This is a genomic window from Streptomyces sp. NBC_00354 (genome assembly GCF_036106915.1).
GTDB lineage: Bacteria > Actinomycetota > Actinomycetes > Streptomycetales > Streptomycetaceae > Streptomyces.
Genome location: NZ_CP107983.1, coordinates 3600370 through 3626298 on the forward strand (window position 1 = coordinate 3600370; position 25929 = coordinate 3626298).

Here is a 25929-nt window from a genome sequence, read left to right on the forward strand (position 1 = left end):
CGGGACTCCTCAGATGCTGACGCCGACCGTCACCGGCTCGTTGACCAGGGTGACGCCGAAGGCCGCGTGGACGCCCGCGACGACCTCGCGGGCCAGGGTGAGGAGGTCCTCGGTGGTGGCCTCGCCGCGGTTGGTCAGCGCGAGGGTGTGCTTGGTGGAGATCCGGGCGGGGCCGGTGCCGTAGCCCTTGGTGAAACCGGCCTTGTCGATCAGCCAGGCCGCGCTGGTCTTCGTACGGCCCTCTCCGGCGGGGTACGCGGGCGGGGCGGTCTCGGGGCCGAGCCGGTCCTGGACGCGGGCGAGGAAGGCGGCGTACGCCTCGTCGCTCAGGATCGGGTTGTGGAAGAAGGAGCCGGCGGACCAGGTGTCGTGGTCGGCGGGGTCGAGGACCATGCCCTTGCCGGCGCGCAGGCGCAGTACGGTCTCGCGGGCCTGAGTGACCGGGACCCGGTCGCCGGCCTCGACGCCGAGGGCGCGGGCGGTCTCGGGGTACTTGATCGGCGCGGACAGGCCGCCCGCGTCCTCCAGGGCGAAGCGGACGCGGAGGACGACGTACCGATCCGGCTGGTGTTTGAAGAGGCTGTCGCGGTACGAAAAGGCGCACTCGGCGGCGGTCAGCGTGACCGTCTCGCGCCGGGTGCGGTCGTACGCGACGACCTCGGTGATGGTGTCGCAGACCTCCTGGCCGTACGCCCCGACGTTCTGGATCGGGGTGGCACCGGCGGAGCCGGGGATGCCGGCGAGGCACTCGATGCCGGCCAGGCCCGCCTCGACGGCACGGGCGACGGCGTCGCTCCAGTTCTCGCCGGCGGCGAGCTCCAGGGTGGTCCCTCCGCCGGCCTCCGGCACGGGGGACCCCAGATGGAAGCCGGTGGTCGCGATGCGCAGGGCGGTGCCCTCGAAGCCGCGGTCGCCGATGACCAGGTTGCTGCCGCCGCCGATGACGAGGAGCGGGGTGCCGCTCTCGTCCGCGGTGCGGACGGCGTCGACCACCTCGGCGTCGGTGGTCGCGGTGACCAGACGGGTGGCGGGGCCACCGAGGCGGAACGTGGTCAGGGGGGCGAGGGGGGCGTCGTGGAGTTCCTGCACGTGGACAAGAGTACGGTCCGTGCCCCTCGCATCTCTGCGGGGCCACGGACCGTACGTCATGAGCGGGCGGCCTCCTCGGCGAGCCGGTGCTCGGCTTCGGCCCAGGTGACCGGAAGGGCGGAGGCCGGGGCGGTCCAGAAGGCGAAGGCCGATTCCCGCATGAACGCGGCGGCGGCGCGGGAGCTGGAGCGGTGCGGCTCGCTGCGGGCGAAGCGGTAGAGCGCGTCGCGGTCCTGCCAGGCGGAGAGGGTCAGGAAGGTCCGGCTGAAGACCCGGGCGCGGAGGGCGACGCCGTGGGCGCCGGGGGCGGAGCGGATCTGGCGGATGATGCCGGGCGACTTGAGGAAGAACCGGAAGGCGCCGACAAGGGTCTCGGTCTCGAAGCGGGAGGCCATGACGTAGACCTCGGCGTCGGGAGCGGGCGGGGTGGGCGTGGACCAGGGGATGTCGGGCATGACATGCACTCCTTTCGTTGCGGTCCGGTGCCGGTCAGCGCGTGGCGGGGACCTTGTCGGCGAGGACCTTGTCGGCGAGGACGGGGGCGGGGGTGACGGGGGCGGCGGGGGCGGCGGTCCTGCGGGCTCCCTTGCCCGGTACCAGGAGGGCGAAGGCGGCTGCCACGGCCACCGCGGCGGCGCCGATCCACAGTGCGGGCACGGTTCCGTCGGTGAAGGCCTGCGGGGACTCGTAGCCGCCCTGGGCGGAGAAGACCGAGGCCAGGACCGCGACACCGAGGGCGCCGCCGACCTCGCGCAGGGCGTTGTTGGCGCCGGAGGCCTTGCCCTGGTCGGCGGGGGACACCGTGGACATCAGGATGTTGGAGGCGGGGGCGAAGAACAGGCCCATGCCGATACCGCTGAGGATCAGCGCCGGGAGCTGGGCGGCGTACGAGACGTCGGTGCTCAGGATCATCGCGAACCAGCCGAGACCGAGGGCCTGCAGGGCGAGCCCGGTGGCGACGACGGGGCGGCCGCCGATCCGGTCGGAGAGGATGCCCGCGATCGGGGCGGCGATCATCGGCATGGCGGTCCAGGGGAGCATGCGCACCCCGGCCTGGGTGGGCGTGTAGCCGGCGACGCCCTGGAGGAACTGGCTGAGCAGGAAGATCGAGCCGAACATGCCCAGGTACATCAGCAGGCTGGCCGCGTTGATCCCGAGGAAGCCGCGGCCCAGGAAGAGGCGCATGGGCAGCATCGGGTTCGCGTGGCGGAAGCCGTGGACGACGAATCCGCCGACGAGCGCGGTACCGGCGATCAGGCTGGTGAGCACCGGGGCGCTGGTCCAGCCGTGGGCGTTGGCGTTGACGAGGCCGTAGACGATGCCGAAGAGGCCGCCGCTGATGAGGAGCGTGCCCGGTACGTCGAGACGGGCGCCCGGGGCCGTGGACTCGGTCAGCTTGAGGCGGGCGAGCGGGATCAGGGCGAGGCCGATCGGGACGTTCAGCCAGAAGATCCACTGCCAGGAGATGTGTTCGGTGAGGGTGCCGCCGATGAGCGGGCCGCTGGCGACGGCGAGGCCGCCGACGGCGCCGAAGATGCCGAGGGCCATGCCGCGGCGGGCAGGCGGGACGGCGGCCGTGAGCAGGGTGAGGGTGAGCGGCATCATGATCGCGGCGCCGACGCCCTGGACGGCGCGGGCGGCGATGAGCTCGTTGATGCCGGGCGAGAGGGCGGCGACGGCGGAGGCGCCGGTGAATATCGCGAGGCCGGACATGAAGAGCCGGCGCCGGCCGAAGCGGTCGCCGAGGGCCGCGCCGAACATGAGGAGGACGGCGAAGGTGAGCGTGTACGCATTCACCGTCCACTCCAGGTCCTCCAGCGCTCCGCCGAGGTCCTTGCGGATGGCGGGGAGGGCGGTGGTGACGACGAGGTTGTCGAGGGCAGCCATGAAGCCGGCCACGGAGGTGAGGACGAGGGCCCAGACGGCGGGACCGCGGAGGGCGGTGCCTTGGGTGCCCTGCGCGCCTTGGATGTCGTGCGTGCCTTGCGTGCCTTGCGTGCCTTGCGTGCCTTGCGTGCCTTGCGTGCCTTGCGTGCCTTGCGTGCCTTGCGTGCCGTTCACGATTTCCCCCTGAGGGTGAGGACCGAACTGTTAGTTATTGCTGACTAACTTTCACGCGCATGGGTACGTGACGCATGACGCGCAGGATGGGCGGACCGGACCCGGGCTCACTCCCCCGGCCGGTCCAGGCCCTTCACGCGGGCGGAGGAATACAGCCCCTCCCAGACCCGGTGCCCGGGCGGGAAGCCCATCGCAGCCAGGTTGTTGATCAGCATCCCGTAGGCCATGAAGGTCGTGGTCTCGTTCACGTCGCCGCCGAGGGGCACGTGGACGGTGTCCCAGAGGTCCATCCAGCCCTTGCGGACGATCTCACCGAGCTGGTGGTCGCCGGCAGCCTCGGCGGCGGCGACGGTGACGTACATCTGGAGCTGCATCTGGAGCTTGTCCGGATCCTCGGCGATGAGCCGGACGTACGCGCTGGCCATGGCGTGCGTGGCCTCTTCGCCCTCGAGCCCCTCGGCGGCGGCTGCGAACACCTCACGGGTGTCCCGCAGGCAGCGCTCGGCGGCGGCGAGGAAGATCGCCGGCTTGTTGGGGAAGAGCCGGAACAGGTACGGCTGCGACACCCCGACGCGCTTGGCGATCGCCTCGGTGGAGGTCCCGTAGTAGCCGCCCCGGGCGAACTCGTGCATCGCCGCCCGGATGACGCTCTCGCGCCGCTCGTCCGCACTCATCCTTGCCATATTTCAAAGTTAGTACTCAATCACTAACTTCGTCAACACTTCCGGCCCGCCGACGTTCGAAGCTCGGGAGTCCGGGGGCAGAGCCCCCGGCAACGGTGCCGCAGCCGCAATGGCGCAGGCGGCGGCACCGGGTCCGGGCGGGGCCTGGGGAGGGTCAGGCCAGGGTGACCACGGCTCGGGACATGCCCAGAACCTTCTGGCCCGCGCTCATCGCCGTCAGGTCGACCCGCACGCGGTTGCCCTCCAGCTTCGCCGCGACCTTGGCCGTGACCTCGATCACCGCACCCGCGTCGTCGTTCGGGACCACCACCGGCTTCGTGAACCGCACGCCGTACTCCACGACCGCGCCCGGGTCGCCGACCCAGTCGGTGACCACGCGGATCGCCTCGGCCATCGTGAACATGCCGTGCGCGATGACGTCCGGCAGTCCGACCTCCTTGGCGAACTTCTCGTTCCAGTGGATCGGGTTGAAGTCGCCCGAGGCACCCGCGTACTTCACGAGCGTGGCCCGCGATACGGGGAAGGACGCCGCCGGCAGCTCGGTGCCGACCTCGACGTCGGCGTACTTGATCTGCGCAGTCATCTCAGGCCTCCTCGGGGGCGCGGGAGACGAGCTTCGTCCACGCCGTCACCACGTGCTCGCCGGTCTCGTCGTGGACCTCGCCGCGGATGTCGATGATGTCGTTGCCCGCCATCGACTTCACGGCCTCGATCGTGGAGGTCACCGAGAGCCGGTCACCGGCACGCACGGGGCGCGAGTACGCGAACTTCTGGTCGCCGTGCACGACGCGGCTGTAGTCCAGACCCAGCTGCGGGTCCTCCACGACCTGGCCGGCCGCCGCGAACGTGATCGCAAACACAAAAGTCGGCGGAGCGATCACATCCAGGTGGCCGAACGCCTTGGCTGCTTCGGGGTCGGTGTAGACGGGATTCGCGTCACCCACCGCAACCGCGAATTCGCGGATCTTCTCCCGGCCGACCTCGTACGGATCGGTGGGCGGGTAGCTACGCCCCACGAAGGACTGGTCGAGCGCCATGGCTCCCTACCTCCTGTTGAAAAAGACGGTCACGGAAATGATCACGGAAACGACACGAGGCCGCCCCCCAATGAAGGGGACGACCTCATGACGGTGCCTGTTATTCGAGACTTCGCTGGGGTCAGCGGGTCTCGCGGTGCGCGGTGTGCGAGTTGCAGCGCGGGCAGTGCTTCTTCATCTCAAGACGGTCCGGGTTGTTACGCCGGTTCTTCTTGGTGATGTAGTTCCGCTCCTTGCACTCCACGCAGGCCAGCGTGATCTTCGGGCGGACGTCGGTGGCAGCCACGTGAGTGCTCCTTGACGGACTATGGGACGGATGAACGCATAAAAGAGTAGCCGATCGGGAGACCGACCCCGCAATCGGCTACTGTTGGGTAGCGGCGACCGGACTTGAACCGGTGACACAGCGATTATGAGCCGCTTGCTCTACCGACTGAGCTACGCCGCTTTGATGTGATCAGCTCCCCACCCGAGGGTGGGGGACCTCTCTCACCAGAGCCCCAATGCGGAATCGAACCGCAGACCTTCTCCTTACCATGGAGACGCTCTACCGACTGAGCTATTGGGGCGAGCGATGAAGACATTACACGGTTGCCCGCCCATCGCCCAAATCCTTTGCGGGGACTGGCCTCCGAGGGGGCGGGCAAGGCTTTCTTGATCAGCCCGCAGGCGGTCCCGGAGCCCTTTTCGGGGCAGATTGTGTCCGGGCTCACAAACCCGCCACCCCCGGCGGCACGTCGAGCGCACGCGAAGCGGCCCGTTGGACGCGACCCGTTCGTCGGCCCGTTCGACTCGGCCCGCTCCGGGAGACACACCCGAGGCCGCCCTACGAGGCCACGCACCCGGGGCACCTGGAGCACACCAAGCCCGACGGGCCGGGCGCTGCCGACAGGGCGCGCAGGCGCGCGCCGCGGCGCGTGGGCACCACGCCGGTACGACTATTGCGCTCTTCCGTGAAGCGGAGAGCCCTGCGCCCTAGGCTCTGAGCACGCTGCGTGATCTTGGGCCGCAGGCCGCGGCCACCCGGCCCAGGAACCGCCCGAGCCACCGCAGGAGCGCGATGTCCGACAGCCAGCCGCAGCAGCCGTCCTCGTCCCCGCGCAAGGGGCGCGGGGAGAGCGGCGGCCACGGGCCACAGCGCCCCACCGGCAACGCGAACGCGGCCGCCGCCGAGTCCACCACCCTCCTGCTCACCGGGGCCCGCCTCACGGACGGCCGTACGGTCGACGTCCGGCTCGGCGGCGGCCGGATCCAGGCCGTCGGCACCGCGGGCAGCCTCCCCGCTCCCGCCCTCTCCCGGGTGGACCTCGGCGGCTATCTGCTGCTCCCCGCCCCCGCCGAGCCGCACGCCCACGGGGACACCGCACTGACCGCCGACGGCGAGGGACCCGTCTCGTACGCCCCCGACGAGGTGCAGCGCCGAGCCACCGAGGCCGCCCTGCTCCAGCTCGGGCACGGCGCCACGGCCGTGCGCTCCCACGTCCGGATCGGCGACGTGCACGGCCTCGGCCCCATGGAGGCCGTGCTCCAGGCCCGCCGCTCGCTGCGCGGGCTCACCGACCTGACCAGCGTCGCCGTGCCCCGCCTCCTCACCGGGGTCGCCGGAGCCGACGGGTTCGCCATGCTGCGGGACGCCGTGAAGATGGGCGCCTCCGTCATCGGCGGCTGCCCGGACCTGGATCCCGACCCGACGGGCTTCCTCGAAGCCGTCCTGGAACTCGCCGCCGAGCACGGCTGCCCCGTGGACCTGCACACGGACGGTGACGATCCCGGCCGCCTGGCCCGGCTCGCGGCGATGGCCGGCGGGCTGCGCCCGGGGGTGACGATCGGCCCCTGCGGCGGGCTGTCCCGGCTCCCGCTGGACGTGGCGCACCGGGCCGCCGACCAGCTGGCCGCGGCCGGCGTACGGGTGACCTGCCTGCCCCAGGGCGACTGCGCGGCCCTGGAACGGCGCGGCCTGCGCACCGCGCCCGTCCGGCTGCTGCGCGCCGCCGGGGTCCGCGTCGCGGCCGGCAGCGGGGCGCTGCGGGACGCCGGGAACCCGGTCGGCCGCGGCGACCCGCTGGAGGCCGCGTTCCTGCTGGCCTCCCAGGGCGGGCTGCGGGCGGCGGAGGCCTACGCGTCGGTCAGCGGCGCCGCCCGGGAGGCCATGGGCCTGCCGGAGGTCCGGTTGGAGGCCGGGTTCCCGGCGGAGCTGCTCGCCGTACGGGGGGACCGGATCTCGAGCGTGCTGTCCCTGGCCTACAGCCGGATCGTGATCCACCGGGGCCGGGTGGTAGCCCGGACGAGTGCCGTACGGGAGTACTGCGACTCGGCGGTCGCGGTGGCTCTGGACCTGCCCCGGCAGGGCCGGGTGGAGCCCGGTCCCTGAAGGTTCGCCGGCCCGCCGGTGGACACTTTCGCGGGCGGGGGCGGCCGGCTCGTCGTACGGTCGGGGCATGCGCATCGTCATCGCGGGTGGACACGGTCAGATCGCGCTGCGGCTGGAGCAACTGCTCGCCGCGCGCGGGTACGAGGTCGCGGGCATCATCCGCGACCGGGCGCAGGGCGACGACCTGCGGGAGGCGGGCGCCGAACCGGTGCTCTGCGACCTGGAGTCGGCTTCGGTCGAGCATGTGGCGGGCATTCTGCAGGGCGCGGACGTGGCGGTGTTCGCGGCCGGCGCGGGGCCCGGCAGCGGTGTCGTGCGCAAGGACACCGTCGACCGGGGCGCGGCGGTGCTGTTCTCGGACGCGGCCGAACGGGCGGGGGTGCGGCGCTTCCTGATGGTCTCTTCGATGGGTGCGGATGCGTACCACGAGGGCGACGACGTCTTCGACGTCTACCTGCGGGCGAAGGGCGAGGCGGACGACCACGTACGGACGCGGCTGGGCCTGGAGTGGACGGTCCTGCGGCCCGGGTCGCTGACCGACGATCCGGGGGCGGGGCAGGTGCGGCTCGAGGTGCGGACGGGCGGCGGGTCGGTGACGCGCGACGACGTGGCGGCCGTGCTGGCGGAGCTGATCGAGACCCCGGCGACGGCAGGCCTGACCCTGGAGCTGGTCGAGGGCTCGACCCCGGTGGCTGTGGCCGTCAAGGACGTCGCGGGCAACTGAGGGGGTCCTTGGCTCCCTGAGGCGCCCTCAGAACTCGGCGGTCACCTTGTCGTCGGAGCGCCCGACGGAGTCCTGCTGGTACTGGTCCTCGTAGGCCTGCCGGATCCGCTCGATGCGCGCGCTGCGCTCGTCGGCCTCCTTCTCCGGGTACAGCAGCACCACCTCGTACGAGGTCTCCCGGATGACCTTGCCGTCCCGCTGCCACTGGCCGTGCCCGTCCTGGAGGGTGAGGCCCTCGGGGAAGGCGGGGGTGATCTCGCGGTCCAGGAAGCGCATGAACTCCTGTTCCGCGACCGGGTCCCGGCCGCCCGGGCGTTCGGTCCCGAAGTAGAGCCTGGTTTCCTGGTAGGGCTCGCCCACATGGCTGTCCAGTGCCGCCCCGACCAGGGCCGGGATCCCGGCCCCGAGGAGGGCGAGGAGCACGCCGCCGCCGACCTTCCCGCGCGTGTCAGAAATGAAGTTCACGACCGGAGAACGAACAGGAGATCAGGACGATGCGGCCGATGGCGGGCTCCGACGTCGAACGGGCGGCAGCCGAAATGGTGGCGGCCCTGACCCCGCACACCGGACGGGACTGGCAGGTGAAGGCAGGTTCGCTCGACTGGACCTGCTGGACGACGGCGGCGCACGTCGCCCACGACCTGATGGCGTACGCCGCCCAGGTGGCCGCACTGCCCTCGGACGCCTATCTGCCGCTGGACCTGCGCGTACGGGAGGCCACCCCACCCGGGGCGGTCCTCCAGGTGATCTCGGCGGCGGCCCGGCTGCTGGGCACCTCCGTGGACGCGGCGCCGGAGTCCGCGCGGGCCTGGCACTGGGGCCCCTGCGATCCGGGCGGCTTCGCGGCGATGGGCGTGGCGGAGATCCTGCTCCACACGTATGACATCGCCCAGGGCCTCGCCCTCCCCTGGCTCCCGCCGGCCGGCCTCTCGGCCCCGGTCCTGGCCCGCCTCTTCCCGGACTCCCCGTCCGGCCCGGCCCCGGAGGTCCTCCTCTGGTCGGCCGGCCGCCTGGCCCTCCCGGCTCACCCGCGCCGCACCACTTGGTCCTGGCGCGTGTCTCTCACGCCCTGACCGGATCCGGACGCGGAACCCCCACGTTCGGATCACCGAGCATGCGAGAAGACCCCCGTCACTGCGTTTCCGCAGTAACGGGGGTCTCACATCGCGTGGCGGCGCCAGGGTTCGAACCTGGGTAGGCTGAGCCGGCAGATTTACAGTCTGCTCCCTTTGGCCACTCGGGCACACCGCCAAGAGACGTTGCCGTTTTTTCCGCCTTGCGGCGGCGCTCCCTGGCAACGACGTAAACAATACCTGATGTGCGAGGGTGCTTCGCCACTGGATTGATCAGCGCTGCGGGTGGGTGCGGTGGCTAGGCTTTGCGGAGCGGGCCGGGGATGTCCGGCCGCGCCCTCCGGGGCAATGACAGCCGATTTCAAGGAGCCACAGCACATGGCCGACTCCAGTTTCGACATCGTCTCGAAGGTCGAGCGGCAGGAGGTCGACAACGCCCTCAACCAGGCCGCCAAGGAACTCTCGCAGCGCTACGACTTCAAGGGAACCGGCGCCACCATCGCCTGGTCCGGCGAGAAGATCCTGATGGAGGCGAACTCCGAGGAGCGCGTCAAGGCCGTCCTCGACGTGTTCGAGACCAAGCTGGTCAAGCGCGGGATCTCACTGAAGGCGCTCGACGCCGGCGAGCCGCAGCTGTCCGGCAAGGAGTACAAGATCTTCGCCTCCATCGAGGAGGGCATCTCCCAGGAGAACGCCAAGAAGGTCGCGAAGATCATCCGGGACGAGGGCCCCAAGGGCGTCAAGGCCCAGGTGCAGGGCGAGGAGCTGCGTGTCAGCTCCAAGAGCCGTGACGACCTGCAGGCCATCCAGGCATTGCTCAAGGGCAAGGACCTGGACTTCGCGATCCAGTTCGTGAACTACCGCTGATCGCGGTTCCCCACCTGCCGTCCGGCGGCCCGGCGGTCCTTCCAGGACCGCCGGGCCGCGGCCGTTTCCGGGGGCGTGCGGATCATGTGCCCGGCGTGCGCGGCGCATGCGCCTCAGCGGCCCCCGATGGGCACTTGGGGAGCCCTGCGCGCGCCCACCACTCTGGTGGCAATCATCACCGCGGGATAGCGGAGGTTCTCGGATGCCTGGGGTCGACACGTTTCGCGAAGACTTCGGGGCGTCCGTCGTCGTGGCGCTCGTCGCGCTGCCTCTCTGCGTCGGCGTGGCCGTCGCCTCAGGTGTGCCGGCCGAGCTGGGGATCGTCACCGGGGTGGTGGGCGGGCTGGTCACCGGGTGGTTCCCGGGGAGTTCGCTCCAGGTGAGCGGGCCGGCCGCCGGGCTCACCGTGCTCGTCTACGAGGCGGTGCACACACACGGTGCCCGCGCGCTCGGGGTCCTGGTGCTGGCCGCCGGGGTGCTGCAGCTGGGCATGGGGGCGCTGCGGCTCGGGCGGTGGTTCCGGGCGATCTCCGTCGCCGTCGTGCATGGGATGCTGGCCGGGATCGGGCTCGTGCTGATCGCGGGGCAGTTGTACGCCCTGGGCGGCGTGCGGGCCCCCGGCGGAACCCTGGAGAAACTGGCCGCGGTGCCCGGGCTCGCCGGGCAGGCCAACTGGTCCGCGGTGGCGCTCGGAGCCGGGACCATCGCCGTCCTCGCGGCGTGGCGCCGGATGCCTGCCCGGCTGCGGCTCGTACCGGGCGCGCTCGTCGGGGTGGCGGCCGCCACCGCCATGTCGATGCTGCTGCAGCTGCCCGTCGAGAAGGTGACCGTGACCGGGGTCCTGGACGCCGTGGCCCCGCCCGGCTGGGGGGACTTCGGGCTGCTGGCCTCCGCCGGGGCCCTCGGAACCGTGATCGCCCTGGCGCTGATCGCCTCTGCCGAGACCCTGTTCAGCGCCGCCGCAGTGGACCGGATGCACGACGGGACCCGGACCCACTACGACCGGGAACTCATGGCCCAGGGCGTCGGCAACACCGTCTGCGGACTTCTCGGTGCGCTGCCGATGACCGCCGTGATCGTGCGCAGCGCCGCCAACGTGGAGGCAGGGGCCCGCACGCGGGCGTCCCGGGTCCTGCACGGCGGCTGGCTGCTGCTGTTCGCCGTCGCGCTCCCCCAGCTGCTCGAAGTGGTGCCGCTCGCCGCACTGGCCGGGGTGCTGCTGCACGCCGGATGGAAGCTGCTGCCGGCCCGGGCCGTCGCCGGCCTGTGGCGGACGCACCGGGGCGAGGCGGTGGTGCTGGTGGCGACGGCCGGCGCGATCGTGGCCACCAACCTCTTCGAGGGGGTGCTGGTCGGGCTGGGGCTGGCCGTGGTCAAGGCGGCCTGGGAGACCTCCCACGTGCACATCGAGGAGGTGTGGGAGGGCGGGGAGCTCCGCGTCCAGGTGATGGGGAGCGCCAGCTTCCTGCGGCTGCCGAAGCTGCTCGACGCGCTGGACGCACTGCCGGCCGGACAGCCCGTACGCCTCGACCTCAGCGGGCTCCGCCACCTGGACCACGCCTGCCTGACCGCCCTCCACGGCTGGGAACAGAACCGGACCCCGCTGACCGGACGGGAAGGCGTCATCTAGGGCGGTTACCCTCCGCCCGTGGACAACGAGCTGAAGCGCACGCTGGGAGTCTTCGACGCCGTCGTCGTCGGGCTGGGCGCCATGGTCGGGGCGGGTATCTTCGCCGCCCTCGCCCCGGCGGCGGGCGCGGCCGGGCCGGCGGGGGGCGCGCTGCTCGCGGCCCTCGCGGTGGCGGCCTTGATCGCCTACTGCAACGCGCACTCCTCGGCGCGGCTGGCCGCCCGGTATCCGGCCTCCGGCGGGACCTACGTGTACGGGCGGGAACGGCTCGGCCCGTTCTGGGGATATCTGGCCGGCTGGGGCTTCGTCATCGGCAAGACGGCCTCGTGTGCGGCGATGGCGCTCACCGTGGGGGCGTATGTGTGGCCTGGGCAGCAGCATGCCGTGGCCGTCGCGGCGGTGGTGGCGCTGACCGCAGCGAGCTACGGAGGCGTGCAGAAGTCCGCCCGGATCGCGCGGGTGATCGTGGCGGCGGTCCTGGCCGTGCTGGCCGGGGTCGTGGTGGTGTGCCTGACCTCCGGCGCGGCCGACGCGGGACGGCTCGGCGGCCTCTCCGGGGGCGGCCCCGGCGGCCTGCTCCAGGCGGCCGGCCTGCTGTTCTTCGCCTTCGCGGGATACGCCCGGATCACCACCCTGGGCGAGGAGGTGCGTGATCCGGAGCGCACGATCCCGCGGGCGGTGCCCCTCGCCCTGGGGATCGCCCTGCTCGTGTACTCCGCGGTGGCGGTGGCGGCGCTGTCGGTGCTGGGCGCCGACGCCCTGGCGGCTTCGACGGCCCCGCTGGCCGACGCGGTTCGGGCGGCCGGACAGCCCGGACTGACCCCCGTGGTCCGGGTCGGTGCGGCCCTGGCGGCGCTGGGCTCGCTGCTGGCCCTGGTGCTCGGGGTGTCGCGGACCACCCTGGCGATGGCCCGGGACGGCCATCTCCCCCGCGCGCTGGCCGCCGTACATCCACGGCATCAGGTGCCGCACCATGCGGAGCTGGCCGTGGGTGCGGTGGTCGCGGTGCTCGCGGCGACCACCGATCTGCGGGGTGCGATCGGCTTCTCCTCATTCGGGGTGCTGGCCTACTACGCAATCGCGAACGCTTCCGCGTGGACTCTCGATTCAGGTGTCAAGGGCCGGGCCGTGGCAGCGGTCGGGCTGTCCGGCTGTGTCGTGCTGGCTTGCGCGCTGCCCCCTGCAACGGCGGTCACGGGGGCTGCGGTGCTGGCCGTGGGGGCCGCCGCCTACGGGGTGCGCGGCCGGCTCAGACCCGGGATCTGAACTCCGTCCAGAGAGTCATCTCCAGACCCGCCTCCTCCGAGTCGTCGCAGAACCAGGCGGTGCCGTCGAGCCAGCCGCGCAGCCAGGCGGCGAGGGCGGGCGAGTCCGCGTACCAGGCGAGGTCGGGATCGCCCGGATTCGGCTCGAACAGCAGGACTTCTGCGGTCTCGGAGCGGCAGTCCACGCACCCCAGCATGGCGCAGCCGTAGTCGGTTATCGGCAGGACGCCCTCGGGCCAGCCCCAGTCCGAGGTGCGCATCGCGGTGTACTGCGTGACGGCGGCCTCCAGCGGGAGCAGTCCGTACTCCGGGCCGAACCCGCCGTCCGCGATCCGGGTGTAGAGACCGGCCAGGAGCGGGGGCAGGGCGAAGCCGAGTATGCCCTCGGCCCGACGCAGCGCCCCCGGGTCCACGGGAGCCGGCAGGCGCCCGGGCACCAAGGTGCCGCCCTCGGGTCCGAAGCCCCGGACGTGTCGGGCGACTTGCTCCAGCAACTGCTCGGTCTCGTTCATGCGTTCATAGTGACCCACGCCACTGACAATCGCCCTGGCCTGCGCCGACGCCCCCCGGGAGTCAGCACGCCGGGCTCGGAGCGACCGTCAGTTCCGCGTCTCGCCCGGCTCCTTGCCGGAGTCGTCGCGCGCCGAGTCGTACCCGATGAAGTACGTGGGCCTGCGCTGTACGGCGGTGTAGATCCGGCCGATGTACTCGCCGAGCAGCCCGACGCAGATCAGCTGCACACCGCCGAGGAACAGCATGCCGACGAACAGCGAGGTCCAGCCGGGCACGGTCTTGCCGAGCAGGAACACCACCAGCGTCCAGGCGATCATGACGAGGCAGGTGACGAAGCTGATGACGCCGAGCCAGGTCGCCAGCCGCAGCGGGGCGGCGGAGAAGTTGGTGATGCCGTCCACGGCGAGGCGGATCATCTTGCTCAGCGGGTACTTGGTCTCGCCCGCCACCCGTTCGCCCCGGCGGTACGTGACCTGCCCGCTCGGGAAACCGAGCCAGGGCACCAGCAGCCGGTAGACCTGCTGCTGGTCGGGCAGGGCCTTGAGGGCCTCCACGGCCTCGCGGCTGAGCAGCCGGAAGTCCCCGGCCTGCGCGGGCACCTGTTTGCCGACCATGCGGCGCATGAGCCAGTAGTAGGCGGCGGCGGTGCGGCGCTTGAAGCCGGTGTCGGTGCTGCGGTCGGAGCGGACGCCGTAGACGATGTCGAGGTTCTGCGACCGGGCCAGGTCCAGCATCTCCGGTATTTTCTCCGGCGGATCCTGGAGGTCGGCGTCGATGCTGGCCACGTACGCCCCGACCGAGCTGTGCAGCCCGGCGCGCAGGGCGGCCTGGTGGCCGGAGTTGCCGCGCAGCCGCACGATGCGGAGCTCCGGCCAGTCCGTACGGAACTTCTCGAGGAGTTCGGCGGTCCGGTCGGTGCTGCCGTCGTCGACGGCGAGGACCTCGTACGGGACCCCGGTGTCGTCGAGCACCGGCCGCAGGCGGCTCACCAGGGCGGGGAGGGCCTCTTCCTCGTTGTACATCGGCACGATGACCGACAGGGTCGTGGCCGTGCTCGCAGCCGACACTGGTTCTCCCTGCCCGTGAGTTCCCTCGCCGCCCCGTCGTCTACCGGGAGGCGAACGGCGCGTCGGTCGGGACGATCTCGCGGCCCAGCGGGAGCAGGGCCAGCGGGACCATCTTGAAGTTGGCGATGCCGAACGGGATGCCGATGATCGTGACGCACAGGGCGATGCCGGTGACGATGTGGCTGAGGGCCAGCCACCAGCCCGCCAGGACCAGCCACAGGACGTTGCCGATGCAGGACGCCGCGCCCGCGTCCCGGCGCTCGACCGTGGTGTAGCCGAAGGGCCAGAGGGCGTACACGGCGATACGGAAGGCCGCGATGCCGAACGGGATGCCGATGATGGTGATGCACAGGAGCACGCCCGCCAGGCAGTAGCCCAGGAACAGCCAGACGCCGCTGAGGACGAGCCAAATGATGTTGAGGATGGTCTTCACTGACTACGGCCTGCCATCTGTTCGAGCCGGGCGATGCGCTCGGCCATCGGTGGGTGCGTGGAGAACATCTTAGAAAGGCCCTGGCCCGGACGGAACGGATTGGCGATCATCATGTGGCTCGCGGTCTCCAGCCTGGGCTCGGGGGGCAGCGGGAGCTGCTTGACGCCGGCGTCCAGCTTGCGCAGGGCGCCGGCCAGGGCGAGCGGGTCGCCGGTGAGCTGGGCGCCTGCCGCGTCGGCCTCGTACTCGCGCGAACGGCTGATGGCCAGCTGGATCACGGATGCGGCCAGCGGGCCCAGGATCATGATCAGCAGCATGCCGAGGATGCCGGGCCCCTCGTCGTCGTTCGACCGGCCGATCGGGATCAGCCAGGCGAAGTTCACCAGGAACATGATGACGGAGGCGAGGGCTCCGGCGACGGACGAGATCAGGATGTCGCGGTTGTAGACGTGGCTCAGCTCGTGACCGATCACCCCGCGCAGCTCGCGCTCGTCGAGTATGCGCAGGATGCCTTCGGTGCAGCAGACCGCGGCGTTGCGCGGATTGCGGCCGGTGGCGAAGGCGTTCGGCGCATCGGTCGGCGAGATGTAGAGCCGTGGCATGGGCTGGCGCGCGGAGGTGGAGAGCTCGCGCACCATGCGGTAGAGCTGGGGGGCCTCGAACTCGCTGACGGGGCGGGCGCGCATCGCGCGTAGAGCCAGCTTGTCGCTGTTCCAGTACGCGTACGCGTTCGTCCCGAGGGCGACGAGGACGGCGATGATCAGGCCGCCCCGCCCGAAGAAGCTTCCGATGACGATGATGAGTGCGGACAGCCCGCCGAGGAGTACGGCGGTCTTCAGCCCGTTGTGCCGGCGGTGCACGGTACGCCCTCCAAATGGTGCGGCAGGGGGACCCCCGTCCAGGATCTGCGGATCTGAGGGCCTACGGTCCAGTGGACCCTCCCTTCTCGGTCAACGCGAGGTGAGGGCATCTGGTTCCCAGGGCGTGCCGGGGCCGCCGCCCCGGTGTCCGGGGCGGCGGTGCGGCGGCGGGCGTTGCTCCGTACGGGTCACGGCGTACGGCCGGGCCGGCGTACGAGCCTGCGTGCGGGTCTGCCGGGGCGGGCTACTGCGGGAACAGGCTGCCCGCGGCGAAGCGCAGGACGAGCTGCGGGGCACCCGAGAGCACCACGGCGGTGACGGCCGTGATCGCGATCGCGGCGGTGACCGGCCACGGGGCCTTCGTACGGGCGGCCTCGGCGGGCCCCTCCGGGGCGCGGAAGAGCAGCGCCGTCCAGCGCAGGTAGTAGTACAGGGCGATGACGACGTTGACCGCCATGACCACGGCCAGCCAGCCCAGGCCCGCGTCGACCGCGGAACGGAAGACGGTGACCTTGGCGAAGAGGCCGATGAGGCCCGGCGGCAGGCCGGCCAGGCAGAGCAGGAAGAAGGCCAGCGCGAGGGCGGCCGCCGGGCGCTCGGCGTACAGGCCGCGGTAGTCGCTGATGCGGTTCAGCGGCTTCGTACGGGCGACCAGCGCGGCCACGGCGAAGGCGCCGAGGTTCACGGCGGCGTACATGAGGGCGTACGCGACGGTGGAGCCGATCTGGTCGCGGTCGGAGTAGGCGGCGGCCGCGATCGGGACCAGCAGGTAGCCGGCCTGGCCGACCGAGGACCAGGCGAGCAGCCGGACGGCGCTGCCCGGCCGGTCCGCGCGCTGGCGCAGGGCGGCGGCGTTGCCGAGCGTCATGGTGAGCGCGGCAAGGACGGCGAGGGCCGGGCCCCAGATGTCGGAGTACGCCGGGAAGGCGATCACCGTGACGAGGATGAGGCCGGTGAAGCCGACGGCCTTGCCGATCACGGAGAGGTAGCCCGCGATGGGCAGCGGCGCGCCGACGTACGTGTCCGGGACCCAGAAGTGGAAGGGGACGGCGGCGGTCTTGAAGGCGAAGCCGACGAGGGTGAGTGCGACGCCGGCCATGGCGAGGGTGTCGAACTGCCCGGCGACGTCCTCGAGGCGGTCGGCGACCTGGGTGAGGTGCAGGGAGCCGGTGGTGGCGTAGACGAAGCTGATCCCCATCAGCGACACGGCGGTGGCGGTGACGGAGGACAGGAAGAACTTGAGGGCGGCTTCGGAGGAGAGCCGGTCGCCGCGGCGCATGCCGACGAGGGCGAAGGCGGGCAGCGAGGCGACTTCGAGGGCGACGATCAGGGTGGCGAGGTCGCGGGAGGCGGGCAGCAGGGCGGCGCCGGCGGCGGAGGACAGCAGCAGGAACCAGTACTCGCCGGCCGGCATGCGCGCGTCGCGGACGGTGGTGACCGACAGCAGGGCGGTGACCAGGGCGCCGGCCAGTACCAGGAACTGGATGACGAGCGTGAAGTGGTCGGCGGTGTAGCTGCACGCAGCGGGGTCGGTGGTGAGGCAGAAGGTGGCGCGGTCGCCGGCGCGCAGCGGCAGCAGGGTGACGATCGCGGCGGCGAGGCCGGCGACGGAGAGCCAGCCGAGCAGCGGCTTGAGCCGTTCCGGTACGAAGAGGTCGGCGACCAGGACGACCAGGGCGACGGCGGCGGGGAGCACCACGGGGGTGATCGCGAGCCAGTCGACGCTCTGGACGAGGCTCGCGGTCTCGGCGGCCGGGGCCGTGGCCGCGGACAGGGCGGACAGGGCCGTCATGCGTTGCCTCCTGCGAGGAGCTTCTGGACGGCCGGGTCGGTGAGGCCGAGGAGGACAGCGGGCCACAGGCCGGCGAGGACGGTGAGGGCCGCGAGCGGGGTCCAGGCGGCGAACTCGTAGCGCTGGATGTCCGCGAGTTCGAGCGCGGGCCCGGGCTCGGGCCGGGCCTTGGGGTCGCCCATGCAGATGCGCCGTACGACGATCAGCAGGTAGGCGGCGGTGAGCAGGGTGCCGAACGCGCCGAAGGCCATGTAGGTGAGGAACGCGGGCCGGGACAGGCCCTGCGCCGGGTCGAACGCGCCGAACAGGGCCAGCATCTCGCCCCAGAAGCCGGCGAGGCCGGGCAGGCCGAGGGAGGCGACGGCGGCGAAGGCGAGGAGGGCGCCGAGGCGGGGGGCGCGGCCGTAGAGGGCGGCGCCGGTGGCTCCGGCGAGGGTGTCCAGATCGGCGGTCTTGTAACGGTCCTTGAGCGCACCGACAAGAAAGAAGAGAAGGCCGGTGATCAGACCGTGCGCGATGTTGGCGAACAGCGCGCCGTTCACGCCGGTGGGAGTCATCGAGGCGATGCCGAGGAGGACGAAGCCCATGTGGCCGACGGAGGAGTACGCGATGAGGCGCTTGAGGTCGCCCTTGTTGCCCTTGCGGGCGAGCGAGAGACAGGCGAGGGACCCGTAGATGATGCCGATGGCGGCGAAAGCGCCCAGGTAGGGGGCGAAGGTCGCCATGCCGTCGGGCGTGACGGGGATCAGGATGCGCACGAACCCGTACGTGCCCATCTTGAGCAGCACGCCGGCCAGCAGGACGGAGCCCACGGTGGGCGCGGCGGTGTGGGCGTCGGGCAGCCAGCTGTGCAGCGGCCACATCGGGGTCTTCACGGCGAGCCCGATGCCGATGGCGAGGACGGCCAGGAGCTGGGTGGTGTGGCTCAGTTCGCGGCCGTTGTCGGAGGCGAGGGCCACCATGTCGAAGGTGCCGCTGTTCAGCCCGATCAGCAGCAGTCCGAGCAGCATGACCACGGAGCCGAGGAGGGTGTAAAGGATGAACTTCCAGGCGGCGGCCTGCCGCTGAGCACCGCCCCAGCGGGCGATGAGGAAGTACATCGGGATGAGGACCATCTCGAAGGCGAGGAAGAACAGCAGCAGGTCGAGGACGGCGAAGGTCGCGAGGGTGCCGGACTCGAGGACGAGGAGCAGCGCGACGAAAGCCTTCGGGGACGGGCCTTCGGGGAACTTGAAGTAGCTGTAGAGCGCGCAGAGGAAGAACAGCAGCGCGGTCATCAGGAGGAGGGGGAGCGAGATGCCGTCGATGCCGAGGTGGATCCGGACGTTCAGCGCCTGGATCCAGCTGATGTCCGTGGTCGCCTGGAAGCGGGCCGGGGCGTCGCGGTCGAAGCCCAGAGCGAGGGCGATGGCCGCGGCGAGGATCACGCCGGTCACGGTCACGCCGTGGCGCAGCACGGCCTGTTCGGGGCTCTTGCCCTTGAGGCCGGGCGGCGCCGGCAGGAGGGCCGCGGCGGCGCCGAGGAGCGGTGCGGCCACGACGAACGCCAGAAGGAACTGCATCACGGACGGGCTGATATCAATCACGGCTGACTCACGGCTCACGATCCGGCGTTGACGTTGGCGAGGACGGCGGTGGCGATCGCCAGGACCACGGCGCCGGCGAGCAGGGCGCTCAGGTAGCTCTGCACGTTGCCGGTCTGGGCCCGGCGTACGAGGCTGCCGAGCAGCCGGGGGCCGGCGCCCGCGCCGCTGACGTACGTGTCCACGACCTCGCGGTCGAGGAAGCGGACGAGGCTCGCGGCGGCGCGGACGGGGCGGACGAACACCCGGTCGTAGACGGCGTCGAGGTGGAAGCCGTCGGCCGCGTGCCGGTGCAGCGGGCCGAGCAGCGCCCGGCCGGGGTCGGGGGCTGCTCCGGCCGGGACGGCGGGGTGGTCGTGGGTGACCTCGGCGACCTCGGGGGTCTCGGCGGCGGACTCCGCGGCGGCGGAGGAGGCGGACGCGCCGGCTCCGTAGCCGACGGCGGCGGCCTTGGCCGTGGCCCGCTGCCACAGGGCGTAGGTCAGCACCGCGCCGACGGCGGCGGCTCCCGTGCCGAGGACCGAGGTGGTCAGGGACGGCGTGAGTTCGTTGCCGTCGAACCAGTCGGCGATCGGGCCGGCGGCGAGGCCGAAGCCGATCGTCGGGATCGCGAGCAGCCACAGCACGCCGGTCATGGCGACGGGCTCCTTGCCGTGGTCGGGGGCGGCGGCGCCCCGGCCGCGGAAGGCCATCAGCCACAGCCGGGTGGCGTAGGCGGCGGTGAGCAGGGCGGTCAGCACGCCGGCGACGAGCACGACCCAGCCGGCGGCGCTGGGAGCGGACTCCGAGTGCCCGCCGGCGGCGTGCTCGGCGGCGACGAGGACGGCTTCCTTGGAGAAGAAGCCGGCGAAGGGCGGGATCGCGGCGAGCGCGAGCAGCGCGATCGTCATGGTCCAGAAGGCGTCGGGGATGCGCTTGGCCAGGCCGTCCATCCGGGACATGGCGGCCAGGGAGTTCGTCCCGGCAGCGTGGATGATCACGCCTGCACCGAGGAACAGGAGCGCCTTGAAGGCGCCGTGGGAGAGGAGGTGGAAGATGGCGGCGCCGCGGTCGCCGACGGCCAGGGCCCCGAGCATGTAGCCGAGCTGGCCGACGGTCGAGTAGGCGAGCACGCGCTTGATGTCGTCCTGGGCCAGGGCGGCGAGGCCGGAACCGAGCATCGTGACGGCCGCCATGACGGCCATGACCACCAGTGCGGCCTGGGAGGCCGCGAAGACCGGGAGGAGGCGGGCGACGAAGTAGATACCGGCGGCGACCATCGTCGCGGCGTGGATCAGCGCGGAGACCGGGGTGGGGCCCGCCATGGCGTCCGGGAGCCAGGTGTGCAGCGGGAACTGTGCGGACTTGCCTGCGACGCCGGCGAGCAGGAGGAGCGCGATCAGCGTCGGGTGGTCGAGCCCGCCCGCGGCGACGGTGCCCAGGATCTTGGTGATCTCGAAGGAGCCGGCGTCGGCGGCGAGCGCGAACAGGCCGATCAGGAAGGGGACGTCACCGAGCTTGGTGACGAGGAAGGCCTTGAGGGAGGCGGAGCGGGCCGCCTCGGTCTCCCAGTAGTGGCCGACGAGGAAGTACGAGCAGATGCCCATGATCTCCCAGCCGACCAGCAGCACCATCAGGTCGCCGGAGTAGACGACGAGCAGCATGGCGGAGGTGAACAGTGACACCAGAGCGGCGTACGACGGGTAGCGCGGGTCCTCGCGGAGGTACGCCGTCGAGTAGAGCTGTACGCAGGTGGCGACGACGCCGACCAGCACGGCGACCAGCACGGCGAAGCCGTCCAGGTAGAGCGCGAGGTCGATCGGCACCGAGCCGGTCGGGGTCAGCTCCGTCGAGGCGACGATCGGCTTGCCGCCGCCCTGGCGGACGGCGACGAGCACGGCCAGCACGGCCGCGGCCAGCGCCGGAAGGACCGCGAGGGGCCGGACGAACCCGGGTGCGCTGCGGCCGAGCAGCAGTCCCGCCACCGCGCCCAGGAAGGGCAGGAACGGGACGAGGACCGCGAGGGTCGTGGTGCTCACGCGGTGACCTCGCTCTGGTTGTTCGGGGCGGGTTCGTGGCCCTCGGCGGTGTCGCGCAGCCGGTCGACGTCGGAGGTGCCGCGGTTGCGGTAGACCATCAGCACGATCGCGAGGCCGATGCCGATCTCGGCGGCGGCGATGGCGATCGTGAAGAGGGTGAGGGCCTGGCCGGCGTGGAGGGTGTCGCGCAGCCAGACGTCGAAGGCCACCAGGTTGAGGTTGACGGCGTTGAGCATCAGCTCGACGGACATCAGGACCAGGATGGCGTTGCGGCGGGCGAGCACTCCGTACAGGCCCGTGCAGAAGAGGAGCGCCGCGAGCACGGCGGGATAGGCGAGGTGCATCAGCGCTGCTGCCCCTTCTTGTCGTCGGGCTCACCGTCGGCGGCGTCCCTGCGGGAGAGCACGATGGCGCCGATCAGGGCCGCGAGGAGGAGGACGGACAGGGCTTCGAAGGGGAGCACCCAGTGCTGGAAGAGCATCTCGCCGGTCACCTGGGTGGAGCCCTGGGCGGGGCCGTCGAGATCGATCCAGGTGGTGCGGAACGCGTCGACGACGACCCAGACGAGCGCGGCGGCCGCGACGAGGGCGACGCCGAGGGCGACCCAGCGGTTGTTCGAGTCGGCGTCCGGGGAGCGGCCGATGGGGGCCTTGGTGAGCATCAGCCCGAAGAGGAGGAGGACGACCACGGAACCGAGATAGATCAGGACCTGTACCCAGGCGATGAACTCGGCGGTCAGCAGCAGGTACTCGACGGCGATCCCGCCGAGCGCGACGACCAGCCACAGGGCGGCGTGCACGAGCTGCTTGGTGGTGACCGTGATCGCGGCCGCACCGAGGGTGGCGAGGCCGACGAGGACGAAGGCGACCTCGACGCCGGTCGGGGAGAGGAACCCGTTGCCCGTCGCCGCGGCGGCCAGGGCGGTGGCTGCGGGGGTCACGCGTCTCCCTCCGGGGTGTTCGGGGCATCGGTCTCGGGCGCGGCGGGCTCGGCAGGTGCGGCGGGCTCGGCAGGTGCGGCGGGCTCGGCGGCAGCGGCGGCTGCCGCGGCGGCGGCCTCGGCCTTCTCCACCGCCTTGCGGGCGGCGGCGATCTCCTTGGGCTCCTCGGCGGCCGGGTCCAGGGCGGGCGGGGCCGGGACGGTCCACATCCACTCGCGCAGCTTGTCGCGCTCGTGGGTGAGTTCGAGGATGTCCGTCTCCGCGTACTCGAACTCCGGCGACCAGAAGAGGGCGTCGAAGGGGCACACCTCGATGCAGATGCCGCAGTACATGCAGAGGGAGAAGTCGATGGCGAAGCGGTCGAGGACGTTGCGGCTGCGCTCGCGGCCGCCGGGGGCGGCGGCCGGGACCGTCTCCTTGTGGGAGTCGATGTAGATGCACCAGTCGGGGCACTCGCGGGCGCACAGCATGCAGACCGTGCAGTTCTCCTCGAACAGGCCGATGACCCCGCGGGTGCGGGGCGGGAGCTCGGGCTGCACCTCGGGGTACTGGGCGGTGTGTGCGCGCTTCGTCATCGTGCGCAGGGTGACGGCGAGGCCCTTGGCGAGGCCGGATCCGGGGATGGGCATTACTGGATCGCCACCTTCACGATGCCGGTGAGCGCGATCTGGGCGAGCGCGAGCGGGATGAGTGTGGTCCAGGCGAGCTTCTGGAGCTGGTCCTCGCGCAGCCGCGGGTAGGTGACGCGGAGCCAGATCACGACGAAGGCGAGGACCGCGGTCTTGAGGAGGGTCCAGACCCAGCCGTCGGCGATCGGCCCGTGCCAGCCGCCGAGGAACAGGACGGTGGTGAGGGCACAGAGGACGACGATGCCGGCGTACTCGGCGAGCAGGAACAGCGCGAAGCGCAGGCCGGTGTACTCGGTGTACGCGCCGAAGATGATCTCGGAGTCGGCGACGGGCATGTCGAAGGGGGGACGCTGGAGTTCGGCGAGGCCGGCGATGAAGAAGACGAGCGCGCCGGTGATCTGCCAGGGCAGCCACCACCACTGGAAGGCGCCGACGATGCCGGGGAGGGACACGGTCCCGGCGGCCATCGCGACGGAGGCGGCGGCGAGCAGCATGGGGAGCTCGTACGCGAGGAGCTGCGCGGCGGTGCGCAGGCCTCCGAGCAGGGAGAACTTGTTGGCGGAGGCCCAGCCGGCCATGAGGCTGCCGAGGACGCCGACGCCCATGACGGCGAGTACGAAGAACAGCCCGGCGTCGATGGCCTGGCCGACCGCGCCTTCGCCCGGGCCGATGGGGATGGCGATGAGGACGAGGAGGTACGGGAGCAGGGCGACGGCGGGGGCGAGCTGGAAGATACGGCGGTCTGCGTTGGCCGGGACGACGTCTTCCTTCTGCGCGAACTTCACACCGTCGGCGACGAGCTGGGCCCAGCCGTGGAAGCCGCCGGCGTACATGGGGCCGAGGCGGCCCTGCATGTGCGCCATCACCTTGTGCTCGGTCTGCCCGACGACGAGCGGGAGCACGAGGAAGACGGCGAAGACGACGATGAGTCGCAGGGCGACGTCGAGGACGTCGTTCACGCGTCGCCTCCGTTGTCGGATTCGGATTCAGGGGTGTGGCCGGTTCCGGCCTTCGGGCCCGGGTCGGCCTTCGGGCCCGGGTCGGCCGCGGGTGCAGAGCCGGGCTTCGGCTCCGGTGCCGGTGCCGGCTCCGGTGCCGAGTCCTGGTCCGCGAAGGCGGGCTGGGGGTTGTGCCAGGGGGCATCCGCGCTGCGGGGGGCCGGGCGCCTGCCCGGCGCCACCGTGCGCCCGGCGGCCGCCTGGCTCGCGGAGCCGTCGGCTGCCGAACGGGCACGCCGGGCCGGGCGCGGAGGGGCGTCGGCCTGCGGCGCGTCCTCGGTTTCCGGCTGCCCCGGGGGGACGGCCTGGGACTCGGCCTCGGCCGGGGCTTCGGCTCCCGGGGCGGCCGGCGTCGCTCCGGCTTCCGTCGGCGGGACGGCCTGGCTCGCCGAGCCCTCCGATGCCGTGCGGGTACGGCGCGCCGGGCGCGGGGCCACGGGCTGCGACTCGGCCTCGGCCGGGGCGGCTGCTCCCGGGGCGGCCGGCGTCGCTGCGGCTTCCGCCGGCGCGGGCGCCTGGCCGGCCGTTGCCGGGCGGGGCCGGCGGGTCGGGGCGCCCTCGCGGGGGGCGCGGGCGGTGCGGGCCGGGCGGGCGGGGGCCGGCGGGAGCTGGCCCTTGAGCGGGCCCCAGTCGTTGGGGTCCGGGACGCCCGGCGGGAGCATCTGGCGGCGCTTGGGGGCGTCGGGGTCGTGCGCCTCGCCCGGCTCCTTGGCGCCCGGCCAGGCCTTCGCGACGCGCGCGGCGAGGACGAAGTCCTTGCGCAGCGGGTGGCCCTCGAAGTTCTCCGGGAGGAGGAGGGGGACGAGGTGCGGGTGGTCGGTGAAGACGACCCCGAACATCTCGTACGTTTCGCGCTCGTGCCATTCCGCGCCCGCGTAGATCGCGACCGCGGAGGGGAGGGAGGGCGCCGAGTGCGGGACCGTCGTACGCAGGAGCAGGCGGCGTACGCGGTGGTTCTCGAGGGACACGACGTGGGCGCAGATCCGGAAGCCGGTGCCCGGCTCGTCCACCGCGCTCAGCCAGTCGAAGTACGTGCAGCCCAGCTTGTCCCGGGCGATCTCCAGCGACGGGATCCAGCTGCCGACCGGCACGTCGACGGTCAGGACGTCGTACGCGTACTCGGCCACCGCCTCCGCGCCGAAGATCGTCGCAGCCGCGTCGGGGAGGGAGTCGTAGAGGTTCATGCGTCGGCCCCCGGTGCGGGCGGCGGCGTGATCAGGCCGCTGGTGAGCTGCGCGACCGACGGTCCCGCCGCATAGCGGTCCGCCAGCGATTCCCGAGCGATCTTCTCCTGGAGCTTGAGAATGCCCTGCAGCAGCGCCTCCGGGCGCGGCGGGCAGCCGGGGACGTAGACGTCGACGGGGATGATCTGGTCGACGCCCTTGGTCACCGAGTACGAGTCCCAGTACGGCCCGCCGCAGTTGGAGCAGGCGCCGAAGGAGATGACGTACTTCGGCTCCGGCATCTGCTCGTAGAGCCGCTTCACGGCCGGGGCCATCTTGTCCGTCACCGTGCCCGAGACGATCATCAGGTCCGCCTGGCGCGGGCCGGGCGCGAAGGGGATGACGCCGAGCCGGATGAAGTCGTGCCGGGCCATCGACGCGGCGATGAACTCGATCGCGCAGCAGGCGAGGCCGAAGTTGAAGACCCACAGGCTGTAGCGGCGGCCCCAGTTCAGGACCACCTTCATGGGTTCCGGGGCGAGGCGGGAGAGGACTCCCAGGCGCTTGGGCTCCGGGAGCAGCTGGGGCTCGGCCGGCGTCACGGCCGGTGTCACGTCCATTCGAGGACGCCCTTCTTGTACGCGTAGAGCAGGCCGACGGCCAGGAAGCCCAGGAAGATGAACATCTCCACGAGCGTCGTGGCGCCGTAACCGGCGGCGGCGAACACCGTCGCCCACGGGAAGAGGAAGATCGAGTCGACGGCGAAGATGACGTAGAGGAACGCGTAGACGTAGTAGCGGACCTGGGTGTGCGCCCAGCCCTCGCCGACGGGGTCCACACCGCACTCGTACGTCAGCAGCTTCTCAGGCGTCGGGACGACCGGTCTCAGCAGGCGGCCCGCGCCGAACGCGACGGCCACGAAGAGCACACCGAGTACGGCCAGCAGGCCGACGACCGAATAACTCCGGAAATAGTCCGCCGCGAGCACGGTTACGGTCGATACCGTTGGGTCGGGCACGTCCGTTCCTCGCTCCTTGGCCACTGTCGACGATCTGGTACGGACGGGAGTCTAGGGCCTGGTTCACACGGGGTGGGGTTATCCCCCGTTTACTGCGGCCCGGCTGCCCCATGGC

Annotated in this window: 28 protein-coding genes and 3 tRNA genes; 6 read left to right on the top strand and 25 right to left on the bottom strand. The window is 71.9% G+C overall.

Annotation, left to right across the window (positions count from 1 at the left end):
• Window positions 1–9: 9 nt before the first annotated feature.
• The 9 genes from OHT74_RS16010 to OHT74_RS16050 all read right to left on the bottom strand — a co-directional run bounded on the left by OHT74_RS16010 (window position 10) and on the right by OHT74_RS16050 (window position 5439).
• Window positions 10–1149: a UDP-N-acetylmuramate dehydrogenase gene (locus OHT74_RS16010; RefSeq protein WP_328620564.1), complete on the bottom strand. Its 1140-nt coding sequence runs from the start codon at window positions 1147–1149 to the stop codon at window positions 10–12.
• A complete protein-coding gene (locus OHT74_RS16015; protein ID WP_328620565.1) occupies window positions 1146–1544 on the bottom strand; it encodes a DUF3291 domain-containing protein in 399 nt (132 codons plus the stop codon). Before OHT74_RS16015 ends, OHT74_RS16010 begins: the two co-directional genes overlap by 4 nt.
• A 34-nt stretch (window positions 1545–1578) precedes the next feature.
• Window positions 1579–3060: a DHA2 family efflux MFS transporter permease subunit gene (locus OHT74_RS16020; protein ID WP_328623326.1), complete on the bottom strand. Its 1482-nt coding sequence runs from the start codon at window positions 3058–3060 to the stop codon at window positions 1579–1581.
• Window positions 3061–3257: 197 nt separating this feature from the next.
• Window positions 3258–3833, bottom strand: coding sequence for a TetR/AcrR family transcriptional regulator (locus OHT74_RS16025; RefSeq protein ID WP_328620566.1), 576 nt, complete (start codon window positions 3831–3833; stop codon window positions 3258–3260).
• Between the two features lie 154 nt (window positions 3834–3987).
• A complete protein-coding gene (locus OHT74_RS16030; protein WP_328620567.1) occupies window positions 3988–4416 on the bottom strand; it encodes a MaoC family dehydratase in 429 nt (142 codons plus the stop codon).
• 1 nt (window position 4417) lies between these two features.
• On the bottom strand, window positions 4418–4870 hold the full coding sequence (locus tag OHT74_RS16035; protein ID WP_266626489.1) for a MaoC family dehydratase N-terminal domain-containing protein: 453 nt from the start codon (window positions 4868–4870) through the stop codon (window positions 4418–4420).
• 121 nt (window positions 4871–4991) lie between these two features.
• Window positions 4992–5156 (bottom strand): 50S ribosomal protein L33, encoded by a 165-nt coding sequence (gene rpmG / locus OHT74_RS16040; RefSeq protein ID WP_003956487.1) that lies wholly within the window; start codon window positions 5154–5156, stop codon window positions 4992–4994.
• An 89-nt stretch (window positions 5157–5245) separates the two neighbouring features.
• Window positions 5246–5318, bottom strand: a tRNA-Met gene (locus OHT74_RS16045).
• A 48-nt stretch (window positions 5319–5366) separates the two neighbouring features.
• A tRNA-Thr gene (locus OHT74_RS16050) sits at window positions 5367–5439 on the bottom strand.
• A gap of 491 nt (window positions 5440–5930) precedes the next feature.
• On the opposite strand from OHT74_RS16050, the gene OHT74_RS16055 reads away from it, so the two are divergent.
• Entirely contained in the window at window positions 5931–7241 is a 1311-nt protein-coding gene (locus OHT74_RS16055) for an amidohydrolase family protein (RefSeq protein WP_328620568.1), read from the top strand.
• Between the two features lie 67 nt (window positions 7242–7308).
• Window positions 7309–7965 (top strand): SDR family oxidoreductase, encoded by a 657-nt coding sequence (locus OHT74_RS16060; protein ID WP_266664797.1) that lies wholly within the window; start codon window positions 7309–7311, stop codon window positions 7963–7965.
• 27 nt (window positions 7966–7992) lie between these two features.
• Here OHT74_RS16060 and OHT74_RS16065 read toward each other — a convergent pair whose 3' ends face one another.
• Complete coding sequence (locus OHT74_RS16065; RefSeq protein WP_266996548.1) at window positions 7993–8430, bottom strand: DUF3574 domain-containing protein; 438 nt, start codon at window positions 8428–8430, stop codon at window positions 7993–7995.
• Window positions 8431–8468: 38 nt separating this feature from the next.
• Between OHT74_RS16065 and OHT74_RS16070 the strand changes: the two genes are divergently transcribed.
• Window positions 8469–9038 (top strand): hypothetical protein, encoded by a 570-nt coding sequence (locus OHT74_RS16070; RefSeq protein ID WP_328620569.1) that lies wholly within the window; start codon window positions 8469–8471, stop codon window positions 9036–9038.
• A 96-nt stretch (window positions 9039–9134) separates the two neighbouring features.
• Here OHT74_RS16070 and OHT74_RS16075 read toward each other — a convergent pair.
• A tRNA-Tyr gene (locus OHT74_RS16075) sits at window positions 9135–9216 on the bottom strand.
• A 200-nt stretch (window positions 9217–9416) separates the two neighbouring features.
• On the opposite strand from OHT74_RS16075, the gene OHT74_RS16080 reads away from it, so the two are divergent.
• The 3 genes from OHT74_RS16080 (at window position 9417) to OHT74_RS16090 (ending at window position 12801) form a co-directional block, all read left to right on the top strand.
• The gene (locus tag OHT74_RS16080) at window positions 9417–9905 is read left to right on the top strand and encodes a YajQ family cyclic di-GMP-binding protein (RefSeq protein ID WP_030163016.1); all 489 of its coding nucleotides are present in this window, start codon (window positions 9417–9419) and stop codon (window positions 9903–9905) included.
• A 202-nt stretch (window positions 9906–10107) separates the two neighbouring features.
• Window positions 10108–11535 (top strand): SulP family inorganic anion transporter, encoded by a 1428-nt coding sequence (locus tag OHT74_RS16085; protein ID WP_328620570.1) that lies wholly within the window; start codon window positions 10108–10110, stop codon window positions 11533–11535.
• A gap of 18 nt (window positions 11536–11553) precedes the next feature.
• Complete coding sequence (locus OHT74_RS16090; RefSeq protein ID WP_328620571.1) at window positions 11554–12801, top strand: APC family permease; 1248 nt, start codon at window positions 11554–11556, stop codon at window positions 12799–12801.
• On the opposite strand, the gene OHT74_RS16095 is transcribed toward OHT74_RS16090, so the two are convergent.
• From OHT74_RS16095 to OHT74_RS16160, 14 genes are all read right to left on the bottom strand, one after another.
• Window positions 12785–13312: an SMI1/KNR4 family protein gene (locus tag OHT74_RS16095; protein ID WP_328620572.1), complete on the bottom strand. Its 528-nt coding sequence runs from the start codon at window positions 13310–13312 to the stop codon at window positions 12785–12787. The two genes, OHT74_RS16090 and OHT74_RS16095, sit on opposite strands and share 17 nt — an antisense overlap.
• Window positions 13313–13399: 87 nt before the next feature.
• The gene (locus OHT74_RS16100) at window positions 13400–14380 is read right to left on the bottom strand and encodes a glycosyltransferase family 2 protein (protein WP_266664813.1); all 981 of its coding nucleotides are present in this window, start codon (window positions 14378–14380) and stop codon (window positions 13400–13402) included.
• Window positions 14381–14420: 40 nt separating this feature from the next.
• On the bottom strand, window positions 14421–14813 hold the full coding sequence (locus tag OHT74_RS16105) for a YccF domain-containing protein (protein ID WP_266664815.1): 393 nt from the start codon (window positions 14811–14813) through the stop codon (window positions 14421–14423).
• On the bottom strand, window positions 14810–15673 hold the full coding sequence (gene htpX / locus OHT74_RS16110) for a zinc metalloprotease HtpX (protein ID WP_266664817.1): 864 nt from the start codon (window positions 15671–15673) through the stop codon (window positions 14810–14812). Before htpX ends, OHT74_RS16105 begins: the two co-directional genes overlap by 4 nt.
• Before the next feature lie 244 nt (window positions 15674–15917).
• A complete protein-coding gene (locus tag OHT74_RS16115) occupies window positions 15918–17465 on the bottom strand; it encodes an NADH-quinone oxidoreductase subunit N (RefSeq protein ID WP_328620573.1) in 1548 nt (515 codons plus the stop codon).
• Entirely contained in the window at window positions 17462–19027 is a 1566-nt protein-coding gene (locus tag OHT74_RS16120) for a complex I subunit 4 family protein (protein WP_266672794.1), read from the bottom strand. Before OHT74_RS16120 ends, OHT74_RS16115 begins: the two co-directional genes overlap by 4 nt.
• 38 nt (window positions 19028–19065) lie before the next feature.
• Entirely contained in the window at window positions 19066–21066 is a 2001-nt protein-coding gene (locus tag OHT74_RS16125; RefSeq protein WP_328620574.1) for an NADH-quinone oxidoreductase subunit 5 family protein, read from the bottom strand.
• Entirely contained in the window at window positions 21063–21410 is a 348-nt protein-coding gene (nuoK, locus tag OHT74_RS16130; RefSeq protein WP_030298116.1) for an NADH-quinone oxidoreductase subunit NuoK, read from the bottom strand. The genes OHT74_RS16125 and nuoK overlap by 4 nt, the downstream gene beginning before the upstream one ends.
• Entirely contained in the window at window positions 21410–22006 is a 597-nt protein-coding gene (locus tag OHT74_RS16135) for an NADH-quinone oxidoreductase subunit J family protein (RefSeq protein ID WP_328620575.1), read from the bottom strand. Before OHT74_RS16135 ends, nuoK begins: the two co-directional genes overlap by 1 nt.
• Window positions 22003–22635 (bottom strand): NuoI/complex I 23 kDa subunit family protein, encoded by a 633-nt coding sequence (locus OHT74_RS16140; RefSeq protein ID WP_328620576.1) that lies wholly within the window; start codon window positions 22633–22635, stop codon window positions 22003–22005. The genes OHT74_RS16135 and OHT74_RS16140 overlap by 4 nt, the downstream gene beginning before the upstream one ends.
• Window positions 22635–23594: a complex I subunit 1/NuoH family protein gene (locus OHT74_RS16145; RefSeq protein WP_266664828.1), complete on the bottom strand. Its 960-nt coding sequence runs from the start codon at window positions 23592–23594 to the stop codon at window positions 22635–22637. Before OHT74_RS16145 ends, OHT74_RS16140 begins: the two co-directional genes overlap by 1 nt.
• A complete protein-coding gene (locus OHT74_RS16150) occupies window positions 23591–24817 on the bottom strand; it encodes an NADH-quinone oxidoreductase subunit C (protein WP_328620577.1) in 1227 nt (408 codons plus the stop codon). Before OHT74_RS16150 ends, OHT74_RS16145 begins: the two co-directional genes overlap by 4 nt.
• The gene (locus tag OHT74_RS16155) at window positions 24814–25416 is read right to left on the bottom strand and encodes an NADH-quinone oxidoreductase subunit B (RefSeq protein ID WP_266664831.1); all 603 of its coding nucleotides are present in this window, start codon (window positions 25414–25416) and stop codon (window positions 24814–24816) included. Before OHT74_RS16155 ends, OHT74_RS16150 begins: the two co-directional genes overlap by 4 nt.
• Window positions 25407–25814: an NADH-quinone oxidoreductase subunit A gene (locus OHT74_RS16160; RefSeq protein ID WP_030163040.1), complete on the bottom strand. Its 408-nt coding sequence runs from the start codon at window positions 25812–25814 to the stop codon at window positions 25407–25409. The genes OHT74_RS16155 and OHT74_RS16160 overlap by 10 nt, the downstream gene beginning before the upstream one ends.
• Window positions 25815–25929: the final 115 nt, after the last annotated feature.